Annotated in this window: 11 protein-coding genes and 2 pseudogenes; 9 read left to right on the forward strand and 4 right to left on the reverse strand. The window is 68.7% G+C overall.

The genetic code is table 11. The annotated features are described in order from the left end of the window. Positions 1-57 precede the first annotated feature (57 nt). From ileS to ACFYRH_RS32530, 5 genes are all read left to right on the forward strand, one after another. On the forward strand, positions 58-3,099 hold the full coding sequence (gene ileS / locus ACFYRH_RS32510) for an isoleucine--tRNA ligase (protein ID WP_387783314.1): 3,042 nt from the start codon (positions 58-60) through the stop codon (positions 3,097-3,099). Between the two features lie 140 nt (positions 3,100-3,239). Then, the gene (locus ACFYRH_RS32515; RefSeq protein ID WP_387783316.1) at positions 3,240-4,217 is read left to right on the forward strand and encodes an aldo/keto reductase; all 978 of its coding nucleotides are present in this window, start codon (positions 3,240-3,242) and stop codon (positions 4,215-4,217) included. Positions 4,218-4,288: 71 nt separating this feature from the next. Continuing rightward, positions 4,289-4,744 carry a Mov34/MPN/PAD-1 family protein gene (locus tag ACFYRH_RS32520; protein WP_387783318.1) on the forward strand — a complete coding sequence of 152 codons (456 nt, stop codon included), beginning with the start codon at positions 4,289-4,291 and terminating at the stop codon, positions 4,742-4,744. Between the two features lies 1 nt (position 4,745). Continuing rightward, positions 4,746-5,024, forward strand: a complete 279-nt coding sequence (locus ACFYRH_RS32525) for a MoaD/ThiS family protein (RefSeq protein ID WP_387783320.1) — start codon at positions 4,746-4,748, stop codon at positions 5,022-5,024. Next, positions 5,024-5,974: a PLP-dependent cysteine synthase family protein gene (locus ACFYRH_RS32530; protein WP_387783958.1), complete on the forward strand. Its 951-nt coding sequence runs from the start codon at positions 5,024-5,026 to the stop codon at positions 5,972-5,974. The genes ACFYRH_RS32525 and ACFYRH_RS32530 overlap by 1 nt, the downstream gene beginning before the upstream one ends. Positions 5,975-6,070: 96 nt before the next feature. Here the strand turns inward: ACFYRH_RS32530 and ACFYRH_RS32535 are convergent, their stop codons facing one another. After that, positions 6,071-6,430, reverse strand: coding sequence for a hypothetical protein (locus ACFYRH_RS32535; RefSeq protein WP_387783322.1), 360 nt, complete (start codon positions 6,428-6,430; stop codon positions 6,071-6,073). A gap of 168 nt (positions 6,431-6,598) precedes the next feature. Between ACFYRH_RS32535 and murI the strand changes: the two genes are divergently transcribed. From murI to ACFYRH_RS32550, 3 genes are all read left to right on the forward strand, one after another. Then, positions 6,599-7,402, forward strand: coding sequence for a glutamate racemase (gene murI / locus ACFYRH_RS32540; protein WP_387783324.1), 804 nt, complete (start codon positions 6,599-6,601; stop codon positions 7,400-7,402). A 167-nt stretch (positions 7,403-7,569) separates the two neighbouring features. Beyond that, positions 7,570-8,316 (forward strand): MBL fold metallo-hydrolase, encoded by a 747-nt coding sequence (locus ACFYRH_RS32545; RefSeq protein WP_387783326.1) that lies wholly within the window; start codon positions 7,570-7,572, stop codon positions 8,314-8,316. Next, complete coding sequence (locus ACFYRH_RS32550; protein ID WP_387783328.1) at positions 8,297-9,133, forward strand: alpha/beta fold hydrolase; 837 nt, start codon at positions 8,297-8,299, stop codon at positions 9,131-9,133. The genes ACFYRH_RS32545 and ACFYRH_RS32550 overlap by 20 nt, the downstream gene beginning before the upstream one ends. A gap of 7 nt (positions 9,134-9,140) precedes the next feature. Here the strand turns inward: ACFYRH_RS32550 and ACFYRH_RS32555 are convergent, their stop codons facing one another. The 3 genes and pseudogenes from ACFYRH_RS32555 to ACFYRH_RS32565 all read right to left on the reverse strand — a co-directional run. Further along, positions 9,141-9,965, reverse strand: coding sequence for an SAM hydroxide adenosyltransferase (locus ACFYRH_RS32555; RefSeq protein WP_387783330.1), 825 nt, complete (start codon positions 9,963-9,965; stop codon positions 9,141-9,143). A gap of 165 nt (positions 9,966-10,130) precedes the next feature. After that, positions 10,131-10,949: pseudogene (locus ACFYRH_RS32560) on the reverse strand (Gfo/Idh/MocA family protein); the annotation flags it as partial. Next, a pseudogene (locus ACFYRH_RS32565) lies at positions 10,950-11,303 on the reverse strand (Gfo/Idh/MocA family protein); the annotation flags it as partial. A 146-nt stretch (positions 11,304-11,449) separates the two neighbouring features. Between ACFYRH_RS32565 and ACFYRH_RS32570 the strand changes: the two are divergent. Beyond that, complete coding sequence (locus ACFYRH_RS32570; RefSeq protein WP_387783331.1) at positions 11,450-12,292, forward strand: SGNH/GDSL hydrolase family protein; 843 nt, start codon at positions 11,450-11,452, stop codon at positions 12,290-12,292. The last annotated feature ends 4 nt before the right edge of the window (positions 12,293-12,296 follow it).

Consider the following 12,296-nt stretch of genomic DNA (forward strand, 5'->3'; position numbering starts at 1 on the left):
GGTGGTGGGGGACGGCTGGGGTACTTGCAGTCCGCGCTGCTGCATAACATGCGGTGAGTGAGCTATCCGAAGGTTGGTACGCCGGACTTCCCGGGCATCGAGCGCGACGTTCTGGACTACTGGGACCGTGACCAGACGTTCCGCGCCTCGCTGAAGGGTGCGGACGAGTTCGTCTTCTACGACGGGCCGCCGTTCGCGAACGGGCTGCCGCACTACGGGCACCTGCTGACCGGGTACGTGAAGGACGTCGTACCGCGGTACCAGACGATGCGCGGGCACCGCGTGGACCGGCGGTTCGGGTGGGACACGCACGGGTTGCCGGCCGAGCTCGAGGCGCAGCGGGTGCTCGGGCTGAAGACGAAGGCGGAGATCCTCGAGCTCGGGATCGAGAAGTTCAACGAGGCGTGCCGCGCGTCGGTGCTGAAGTACACCGACGAATGGCGCAGCTACGTCACCCGGCAGGCGCGCTGGGTCGATTTCGAGAACGACTACAAGACCCTGAACCGCGACTACATGGAGTCGGTGATCTGGGCGTTCAAGACGCTCTACGACAAGGGTCTGGTGTACGAGGGCCTCCGGGTGCTCCCGTACTGCTGGAACGACGAGACCCCGCTGTCCAACCACGAACTCCGGATGGACGACGACGTTTACCAGCCGCGCCAGGACCCGTCGGTGACGGTCGCGGTCGAGCTGGAGACCGGTGAGCGCCTGCTCGCCTGGACCACCACTCCGTGGACGCTCCCGAGCAACCTCGCGATGGCCGTCGGACCGGATGTCGACTACGTCGTGGTGAACGATGCCGAGGGGCGCCCGACGATCCTCGCGGAGGCCCGCCTGGCGGCGTACGGCGACTCCGCCGGTCTCGGGCCGGAGGTGCTGCGCCGGCTGAAGGGTTCCGAGCTGATCGGACGCCGCTACACCCCGCTGTTCGACTTCCTCGCCGACACCCCGAACGCCTTCCAGGTGATCGCGGCGGAGCACGTGACCACCGACGAGGGTACGGGCGTCGTGCACATGGCCCCGGCGTACGGCGAGGAGGACCAGCTCGCGTGTGACGCCGCCGGGATCCCGACGATCCTGACCGTGGACGACGGCGCACTGTTCACGTCGATCGTTCCGCCGTACCAGGGGATGCATGTCTTCGAGGCGAACCGGCCGATCATTCGCGACCTGCGCGCGGCCGGTGCGCTGGTGCGCGAGGACAGCTACGTGCACAGCTACCCGCACTGCTGGCGGTGCCGCCACCCGCTGATCTACAAGGCGGTCTCGAGCTGGTTCGTCGAGGTGACCCGGATCCGGGACCGGATGGTCGAGCTCAACGAGCAGATCACCTGGGTGCCGGAGCACGTGAAGCACGGGCAGTTCGGCAAGTGGTTGTCGAACGCGCGCGACTGGTCGATCAGCCGGAACCGGTTCTGGGGCTCGCCGATCCCGGTCTGGCGGTCCGACGACCCGTCGTACCCACGGATCGACGTGTACGGGTCGGTCGAGGACCTCGAGCGCGACTTCGGCGTGAAGGTCCCCGACCTGCATCGCCCGTACGTCGACCAGCTCACCCGTCCGAACCCGGACGACCCGACCGGCAGGTCGACGATGCGGCGCGTGCCGGATGTGCTCGACGTGTGGTTCGACTCCGGGTCGATGAGTTTCGCGCAGGTGCACTACCCGTTCGAGAACACCGACTGGTTCGAGAGCCACTTCCCGGGCGACTTCATCGTCGAGTACATCGGCCAGACGCGGGGTTGGTTCTACACGCTGCACATTCTCGCGACAGCGCTTTTCGACCGGCCCGCGTTCTCGTCCTGTCTGAGTCACGGGATCGTGCTCGGCAACGACGGCCAGAAGATGAGCAAGTCGCTGCGGAACTACCCGGACGTCACCGAGGTGTTCGACCGCGACGGCGCGGACGCGATGCGCTGGTTCCTGATGTCCAGCCCGATCCTGCGCGGCGGCAACCTGATCGTGACCGAGGACGGCATCCGGGACGGCGTACGGCAGACCCTGATCCCGCTGTGGAACGCGTGGTCGTTCTTCACGCTCTACGCCAACACGGCCGGACTCACCGGGCGCTGGTCGACCGAGTCCAGTGATGTCCTCGATCGCTACCTGCTCGCCCGCCTGCGCGGTCTCGTCGTCGATGTCACCGAACACCTGGACCGGTACGACATCGCGACCGCCTGCGACTCGGTCCAGGGCTTCGTCGACGTCCTCACCAACTGGTACATCCGCCGCTCCCGCGACCGTTTCTGGGCGGGCTCGCAGGACGCGATCAACACCCTGTACACCGCGCTCGAGGTGCTGTGCCGGACGGCGGCGCCGCTGCTCCCGCTGGTGACCGAGGAGATCTGGCGTGGGCTGACCGGGGAGCGGTCGGTACACCTGACCGACTGGCCGTCGGTGGACGAACTGCCGGACGACCCGGAACTGGTCGCGCGGATGGAGAAGGCGCGGGAGGTGTGCTCGGTCGCGTCCTCGATCCGGAAGGCCGCCGGGATCCGCGCACGGCAGCCGCTGCCCACGTTGACGGTCGCGACCTCGGTCGACCTCGCGTCGCTGGTGCCGTTGATCGCCGCCGAGGTGAACGTTCGCGAGGTGGTGCTGACCACCGCGGACGCCGTCGATGCACCGGTGTCACAACGGTTGACCGTGAACGCGCGAGCGGCGGGTCCGCGGCTCGGGCGCGACGTACAGCAGGTGATCAAGGCGTCGAAGAGCGGCGACTGGTCGGTTTCCCCGGACGGCGTGGTGGTTGCCGGTGGCATCGAGCTGGTCGAGGGGGAGTACACCCTGGAGACCACGCTGGCCGAGGGCGGTTCCGCGAGCGGGCTGCTGGCCGGCGGCGGGTTCGTCGTACTCGACACGACGGCGACGCCGGAGCTGGAGGCGGAGGGTGTCGCGAGGGACGTGATCCGGGCGATCCAGCAGGCGCGGCGCGACGCCGGGCTCGACATCGCCGACCGGGTCCGGCTGACGCTGACCGCGGAGCCCGCCGTACTCGCCGCGGTCGAGACCCATCGCACGCTGATCATGGACGAGACGCTGGCCACCGCCCTCGAGGTCGCGGAAGGGCCCGAGCTGTCGGTCGGCGTGACGGCGTAGATCGGCAGCTCGACAGGTAGTGCACCGGCGTGACGCTGTACGCGCGGCGCCGATTGCGCTCAGGTGCACTACCCGACCGGCTGATACCTCCTGTCGAGCTGCCGATTTGGCGCGGCGGTGGGTCGCCTAGGCTGGCGGGTATGGAGACGCGCAGGCTCGGGCGGACCGGGCGGGACGTGGGTGTGGTCGGGCTCGGGGCGTGGCAGCTGGGCGCGGACTGGGGATCGGTCGACGAGAGCGACGCGCTCGCCGTACTGCGGTCCGCGGTCGAGGGCGGCGTGACGTTCATCGACACCGCCGACGTGTACGGCGACGGGCGGAGCGAGCGGCTCGTCGGGCAGGTGCTCGCGGCGTACGACGGGCTGACCGTGGCGACCAAGATGGGGCGCCGGGTCGAGCAGGTACCGGAGAACTACACGCTGGCGAACTTCCGCGCCTGGAACGACCGCTCCCGGCAGAACCTCGGCGTCGACACCATCGACCTGGTCCAGCTGCACTGCCCGCCGACGCCCGTGTACTCGAACGACGAGGTCTTCGACGCGCTCGACACGCTGGTCGACGAGGGCCGGATCGCGGCGTACGGCGTGAGCGTCGAGACCTGCGCGGAGGCGCTGACCGCGATCGCGCGGCCGAACGTCGCGTCCGTGCAGATCATCCTGAACGCGTTCCGCCTGAAGCCGCTCGACGAGGTCCTGCCCGCGGCCCAGGCGGCGGGCGTCGGCATCATCGCGCGCGTCCCGCTCGCGAGTGGTCTGCTCTCCGGCAAGTACGACGAGCACACCACGTTCGCCGCCGACGACCACCGGACCTACAACCGCCACGGCGAGGCCTTCGACGTCGGTGAAACGTTCTCCGGCGTCGACTTCGGTACCGGCCTGGAAGCCGTACGCCGCCTCGCGCCTGCCGTCCCCGCCGGCGTCACGATGCCCCAGTTCGCCCTCCGCTGGATCCTCGACCAGCCCGGCGTCACGGTCGTCATCCCCGGCGCCCGCAACCCCACCCAGGTAGCCGCCAACGCCTCCGCCGCCGCCCTCCCGCCCCTCACCCCCGCCCAGCAATCCACCGTCCGCGAGACCTACAACACCCTCCTCAAGCCCCAGATCCACCACCGCTGGTAACGCACTGTCCGCCATGTGGACCGACTCCGTGGTTGGCGGGGTCGGTCGCGCGGTCGCCGTACCGTGGAGGCGTGTTGGTCATCGAGAGGGATACGTACGACGCGATCGTGGCGCATGCGCGGAAGGATCATCCGGACGAGGCGTGTGGGGTGGTCGCGGGGGCCGAGGGGTCGGATCGGGCCACCCGGTTCATCCCGATGCTCAACGCGGCGATGTCGCCGACGTTCTACGAGTTCGACTCCGGTGATCTGCTGCGGCTGTACAAGGAGCTGGACGAGCGGGACGAGGAGCCGGTGGTGATCTACCACTCGCACACCGCCACCGAGGCGTACCCGTCGCGGACCGACATCAACCTGGCCCAGGAGCCCGGCGCGCACTACGTGCTGGTGTCGACGAGGGACGGTGCGGACTCCCCGGCGTACGACGGTCCGGTCGAGTTCCGCTCGTACCGGATCATCGACGGCGAGGTCGAGGAAGAAGAAGTACGCGTGGTTGGTTCTTACGAAGAGACAGAAGGAGAGCACTGATATGGCGATCGAGCTGCGCGTGCCGACGATCCTGCGCACTTACACCGGTGGCGCCAAGGCGGTCAACGGCGCCGGCGCGACCCTGGCCGAGTTCATCGACGACGTGAACGGCAACCACCCGGGCCTCAAGGAGCGCATCGTGGAGGGCGAGCCGGAGGAACTGCGCCGGTTCGTGAACGTGTACGTGAACGACGAGGACGTCCGGTTCACCGGCGGCCTGAAGACCGGCGTCAAGGACGGCGACGTCGTCGTCGTGCTGCCCGCGGTCGCCGGCGGCTGATCATGCGCTTCGACAGCCTGCTCGACTCGGTCGGCGGTACGCCGCTGGTCGGACTGCCGCGGTTGTCGCCGTCCGGCGACGTGCGCCTGTGGGCGAAGCTCGAAGACCACAACCCGACCGGTTCGATCAAGGACCGGGCGGCGCTGCGGATGCTGCTGGACGCGGAGAAGGACGGCCGGCTGCGCCCGGGCAACACGATCCTCGAGCCGACTTCCGGCAACACCGGCATCTCGCTGGCGATGGCGGCCAAGCTGCGCGGGTACCGGATGGTCTGTGTGATGCCGGAGAACACCTCCGAGGAGCGCCGCCAGATCCTGCGGATGTGGGGCGTCGAGATCATCTCGTCGCCGGCCGCGGGTGGGTCCAACGAAGCGGTCCGGGTCGCGAAGCAGGTCGCGGAGGAGCACCCCGACTGGGTGATGCTGTACCAGTACGGCAACCCGTCGAACGCCCTCGCGCACTACGACGGCACCGCACGGGAGATGCTCGACGACCTGCCGTCGGTCACGCACTTCGTGGCCGGCCTCGGCACCACCGGCACGCTGATGGGCGCCGGCCGCTTCTTCCGGGAGCACAAGCCGGAGGTGAAGATCGTCGCCGCCGAGCCGCGGTACGGCGAACTCGTCTACGGCCTGCGCAACCTCGACGAGGGCTTCGTCCCGGAGTTGTACGACGAGACGCTGATCGACGCCCGCTTCTCGGTCGGCCCGCGGGACGCCGTCCGCCGGGTTCGGGAACTGCTCGACAACGAGGGCATCTTCGCCGGCATCTCGACCGGCGCGATCCTGCACGCGGCGCTCGGCCAGGCGGCCAAGTGTGTCCGGGACGGCGAGTCCGCGGATATCGCGTTCGTGGTCGCGGACGGCGGCTGGAAGTACCTGTCGACCGGCGCCTACGAGGGCACGATCGACGAGGCCGAGGACCGGCTCGAGGGCCAACTCTGGGCCTGAGCCTCGGCGGCCGGGCCGGCGGGCGGAGGGGCCGGTCCGAGCCGTCGGCGCCTGTTGTTGCCTTAGGCACCTAAAGGATCATCACGTCATGTCCGCCTACGGTTCTTTGAACAGGACTCGGCGACCGAGTCGAGGGTGGACGCCGCGGCCCTTGCAGCTGTTGCAGGGGCGCTGGGCGTAGCTGAAGAGGCTGCCGTGGTGCCGGCCGGCACCTTTGCACCTGTTGCACTTGGCGTTCGGGTGCAGGGACAGCGAGACGACGTAGAAAGCGAACGCCGCCATCAGCACCACGAGCAGCATCCCGGTCGGCCCGATGGCCGTCGCGACGTCTGTCACGGTGCTGTTGTTCGTCTCCGCGGCCTGACTCGCCGTCTGCCCCGCGGCAGTCACGTGGTCGGGCTGTGGAGTTGGTGCGGTGGTAGTCAGCACCACCGCGATGTGGTGCGCCAGGTTCATGGCATCACGAGGGGCGGTCGAACAAACATCGCTCCAGAGTGGCGTGCATCACGCGAAAAGGCAATTCCATAACGTAAAGATGTGGATAACCTCGGCGTGTCGTTCGCGGCGGTTAGGTAAGGCTGCCTTCGGGTCTGCCCGCGAGCGGACCTGTATAAGCTCTGCGGTGTGGCAGATGCACCGGTGGGGATCTTCGACTCAGGCTTCGGGGGACTCACCGTCGCCCGCGCGGTACTCGACCAGTTGCCGCACGAACCGATCTTGTATCTCGGCGACACGGCGCGGCAGCCGTACGGCCCGAAGCCGATCGCCGAGGTCCGCGAGTACGCGCTGGAGTGTCTGGATCATCTGGTCGAGGCCGGTGTGAAGATGCTCGTCATCGCGTGCAACTCGGCGAGCGCCGCGATGCTGCGGGACGCGCGCGAGCGGTACGACGTACCGGTGGTCGAGGTGATCCTGCCGGCGGCGCGCCGTGCTGTCGCCGCCACGCGGAACCAGCGGGTCGGCGTGATCTGCACGCGTGCCACCGCGCAGTCGCTCGCGTACGAGGACGGGTTCGCGGCGGCACCGCAGGTGGAGCTGTTCACGCGTGCCTGCCCGCGGTTCGTCGACTTCGTGGAGTCCGGGGTGACGTCGGGTCCGGAGCTGCTCGAGGCCGCGCACGAGTACCTCGATCCGCTGGTCGAGGCCGGCGTCGACACGCTGATTCTCGGCTGCACGCACTACCCGTTGCTGACCGGCGTCATCTCGTACGTGATGGGTGACAACGTGACGCTCGTGAGCAGTGCGGAGGAGTGCGCGAAGGACGTGTACGGCGTACTCACGAAGACCGGTCTGCTCCGCCCGGACAACCTCCCGGACCCGCAGCACCGTTTCGTCACCACCGGTAGCCCGGACGAGTTCGCCGCGATCGGTTCGCGCTTCCTCGGGCCGGTGCTGTCGGCGGTCGACCAGTTCGCCTGGGTCCGCTGATCGCGACAGTGGGCAGAGCAGCCGTGTGACTTGCATCCCACCGACCCGTTGTCCAAGGCACCGGAAAGCGGCACCTGCTCATGAATGTCGGCGATGCCTGTGTGGTAACCGAATCGACGCGTCCGGTGGTCCTGCGAACCGGCCGACTCGCCGGTAATGTTCCAGGTATGAAGCTCACCGTGATCGGTTGCTCCGGGTCCGTACCCGGGCCGGACTCGGCCGCCTCGAGCTATCTGGTCACGGCTGACGGGTTCCACCTGATCCTCGACCTCGGTAGTGGCGCGCTCGGTGCTCTCCAACGGCACCTGGCCGTTCCGGAAATCGGTGCGATCGGCCTGTCCCACTTGCATCCTGACCACTGCATGGATCTCTGCGGGTTGTACGTCGCGGCGCGGTACGCACCGGGCTCGCCGATCCCGCGGATCCCGGTGTTCGGACCGCCGGGTACGTCGGAGCGGATGGCGCTGGCGTACGACCTGCCGCTCGATCCCGGGATGGAGGAGGAGCTGGAATTCCATGCCTGGAAGGAAGTTCAGCAGGTCGGCCCGTTCACGATCCGGACCGCGCCGATGGTGCACCCGGTGCCGGCGTACGCGATTCGGGTTGAGTACGGCGCCAAGTCGCTGGTCTACACCGGAGACACCGGGCCGAACGATGCGTTGACCGAGCTCGCGCGGGGCGCCGACGTGTTGCTGTCCGAGGCCGCGTTACCCGACAACGATCCGAACAACCCGGTCGACCTGCACCTGACGCCGTCCGATGCGGGCGAGCATGCGAAGAAGGCCGGCGTGAAGCGGCTGATCATCACCCACGTCCCCCCGTGGTACGACCGCGTCACCCAGGCCGAGAACGCTCGGCGTACCTTCTCCGGTCCGGTCGAGATCGCGACGCCGCATGCCGTTTTCGACATCTGACGGCGTCCGTCTGTGGACCGCGACCACCGGTGCGGCGACCGAAGGCGTACCCGCGGTCGTGGTCGTGCACGGCGGGCCGGGGCTCTGGAGTGATCACGCGGCCCTCGCCGAGATGCTCGACGACATCACCGTCGTGCACCGCTACGACCAGCGCGGCTGCGGGCGGTCGGGTCCGTCCGACACCCAGACGATGGCGCGGCACGCCCAGGACATCGACGAGCTCCGCGCGTACTTCGGTCACGAGCGGATCGTGGTCATCGGGCATTCCTTCGGCGCGACGCTGGCGATGAGCTACGCGGCGTCGTACGGCGATCACGTGGCCGGCGTCGTCTACCTCGACGGGGTCGGCATCGGCGACTGGCGTACGCCGTGCCACGCGGAGGAACTGCGACGGATGACCCCGGAGCAGGTGGCGCGGCTCGACGACCTCTCCGGCCGGCCACGCACGCCCGCCGAGGAGACCGAGTTCCGCGTGCTGTCGTGGTTCACCGACCATTTCGATCGTGAGCGGGCGATGGCCTGGGCCCACGAGAGCGCGTCCGTGGACCTGCCGATCAACTTCGCTGTGAATCGCGCGCTGACCTCCGAGGTCGCGACCTGGTCGGACGACGAGATCGCCGCTCGCGCCACGGCGATCACCGCGCCGGTCACCTTCGTCCACGGTGCGGGTGACCCGCGGCCTGCCGCCGCGGTCCGCGATCTCGCCGCGCACACGCCGAACCACACCTTCGAGCTGATCCCCGAGGCCGGTCACGATCCCTGGCTGGAGCAGCCCGATCTGGTCCGGGAGGTGCTGCGAGCAGCGGTCCGGGGGTAGTGGTTTCCTAGGCCACCTGCTCGGTGACGGGCTCGATCAGCGGGTCGCCCGGTTGCAGACCGAAGGCCTCGGCTGCTGAGCCGCCGCGGATGACCAGCTCGGTGAACCCGGCGCCGGAACTGCCGGGCACGATGCCCGGTGCGTTCCGCGGTACGGCGGTCAGGTGCGGGTAGCAGGTCACGTCGACGATCGTGACCGAGCCGTCATCGTTGCGCTGGGCAACGGACAGTGTGTCGCCCGGCGCCAGGTCGAGCGCCCGGTCCAGTTTGCAGTTGCCGAAGTTGTCGACGACGCTCACCACCGGCTCCGCGTCGAGGACCTCCGGTACGGCGGTCTCGGTCGCGGGCACCGCACGCCCGTCCGCGACCCACTTGGCCAGCAACGGGAGATACCACAGGCTGCGGAACTGGGTGCCCGCGATCTTCGCGGTGTCGTTCGCGTCGAAGCCGGCCGCCGCGACGACCTCGCGGATGTCCGTGACCTCGACGCGGTCGATCCCGAGCTCCCGGCGTACCAGGGAGAGGGCACGGGCGTTGAAGGTGCTCGCGATCAGGTGCTTGCCGAACCAGAAGAAGCAGAACGGGACGCCGTTCGGCCAGACGCCGTCGCGGGGCGCGATGTTCAGCAGTGTGATGGTCGGGTGACCGTCCTCGCCGAGCAGCGAGGTGGCGATCAGGCAGTCGAGCAGGGTGAGCGCGGCGAACGACTCCGGATCGGGTCCGTCGGCGGCCACGATCGTCGGCGACTGGCCGAAGAGCGCACCGATCCGGGTGCTGAGTCTGGCACGGGCGTTGGCGTCGTGACAGTCGGTGATGTAGGTGATCGGGTACATGGGTCTGTGGCTCCGGATGCTGGCAGTGGTGGGAAACGAAAGAGGCCCCCGACATCGGGGGCCTCTCGCTGCAAGCACACGTGCCTACGCCGCTAGAGTCCTCCGCATCGAGGGCTCAGCATTCGCATCGCGGCGTACCTGGTCACGTCAAGGATGTTAGCACCCTCACTTTGCCTGGCCGTTGTCGAAATAGCTGACCAGGGCCGGGTCGAGCGCCGGGATGTCCTGCGGTACGCCGTTCGCGCGCAGGGACTCGGTCGCGGCGTAACCGGCGGCGACCGCGGCGCGGGCGGCGACCGGGGAGGTGAGCGTCGCGCCACCGTCGCGGACGAAGTTCACGAACTCCGCGACCAGGTGCGGGTCCGCGCCGCCGTGGTTCTCGTTGTCGCCGCCGATCTCGACGACCTGGTCCGCGTCCTCGCGGTACCCGGAGCGGCGGCTGTTCCAGACCTTCACCACGCCGCCGGGACCGTCACCGAAGTTCTCCAGCCGGCCGTGGGTGCCGATCACGGTGTAGTTGCGCCAGTAGTCCGGCGTGTAGTGGCACTGCTCGTAGGTGAGGAAGACGCCGTTGTCCAGCAGGAGGTTCGCCATCGAGATGTCCTCGACGTCCATCACCGGCGCGAGGCCCTTCTGCTCCAGCGGCGGCCAGTTGTCGTTGGAGACGAACTCCCGGAACCGCTGGTCGCTGCGGTCGAGCCGGTCGGTGATGCCGCCGTACAGGGTCAGTGCGCCCATCGCGTTCACGCGGGTCGTGTAGCCGCCGGCGAGCCAGTGCATCACGTCGATGTCGTGGGCGCCCTTCTGCAGCAGCAGTCCGGTGGTGCGGCTGCGGTCGGCGTGCCAGTCCTTGAAGTAGAAGTCGCCGCCGTGCCCGACGAAGTGCCGGCACCAGATCGCCTTCACGTCGCCGATCGCGCCGTCCTGGATCAGCTGGCGCATGGTGAGGACGACGGGCATGTGGCGCATGTTGTGGCCGACGTACAGCCGGGCGCCGGACTCGTACGCCGCGCGCAGGACCCGGTCGCAGCCCTCGGTCGTGATCGCCAGCGGCTTCTCCACGAACACCGAGACGCCGGCCTCGAGGAAGTCGACCGCCGGTCCCTCGTGCAGGTCGTCCGGGGTGGTCAGGAACACGCCGTCGAGCTTCTGGTCCAGCAGCTCGGTGTGGTTTGCGTGCGCGGTCGCCTGCGGATAGAGCTCGAGGGCGCCGTCCCGCTGCGGTGCGGACGGGTCGGCGACGGCCACGACCTCGGACCCCTCGCCGGGACGGTGCGCGTACTGCGCGATGCGGCTGCGGGCGCCGAGCCCCACCACGCCAAACCGAAGATCAGTCATACCAGGCAACTCCTGCACATAGTTGTTTGTAGCAGCCTAACTCCGAGCAATTCTGCCAATCAATCACCCGTCCTCCAGCTGGAATTGGCTGAGAAGACATCCAGCGAACATCGGGGTCTCGCTCCGTGCGCGGACCATGGCGGAATGTGAACCTCCACTACGTGGCACTGGGGGACTCGACCACCGTAGGCGTCGGGGACCCGATGAACGGCAGCAGTACGACGGATCTGTCCGGTGCCGGTGCGCGCCCGGGCGAGGGGTGGCGGGGCTGGGCCTCGCTGCTCGCCGACTCCCTGGCCAGCACCCACCGTGTGACGTTCTCCAACTTCGCGACCAGCGGCGCGACCGTGCCGGTCGTCGCGACCGAGCAACTGCCCGAGACCGGCGACGGTCCCATCGACCTCGCCTCCCTGATCGTCGGGGTGAACGACACACTGCGCTCGACCTTCGACCCGGGGCGGATCCGCGAGCACCTGTACGAGTGCGCGGAACAGCTCACCAATCGGGGCGCCCTGCTGCTCACGGTCCGGTTCCATGACCACGGCAAGGTGTTCGGCCTGCCACGCTGGCTGCGCAGGCCGTTGTGGCACCGGATCGAACAGGTCAACGTGGCGTTCGACGACCTGCACGCCCGCTACGGCGGGATCCGGCTCGACATGGCCGACTACCCCGAGGTGTACCGGCGGGATTTCTGGAGCATCGACCGGTTGCATCCGGGCGAACTCGGGCACCGCAAGCTCGCCCGGGCGTTCGCCGACGAGCTCGCGGTCCGCGGGATGCGGATCGACGTACGGCCGGAGCTGGACTGTGCGCACCGGTCGCCGAGCCGGTGGGCGGACGCCGTGTGGCTGGTGAAGGAAGGCGTGCCATGGGTAGGACGCCGCGCCAACGACTTGTTGCCGTGGGCCGCCCGGATGGCGGTCACGCAGCTCAGGCCGGGCTCTTCGCCCCTCGCAGCCAATGCGGAGGTCCAGCGCCTGGAGGCATAGGGTC

The sequence above is a fragment of the Kribbella sp. NPDC004875 genome (assembly GCF_042873375.1).
GTDB lineage: Bacteria > Actinomycetota > Actinomycetes > Propionibacteriales > Kribbellaceae > Kribbella.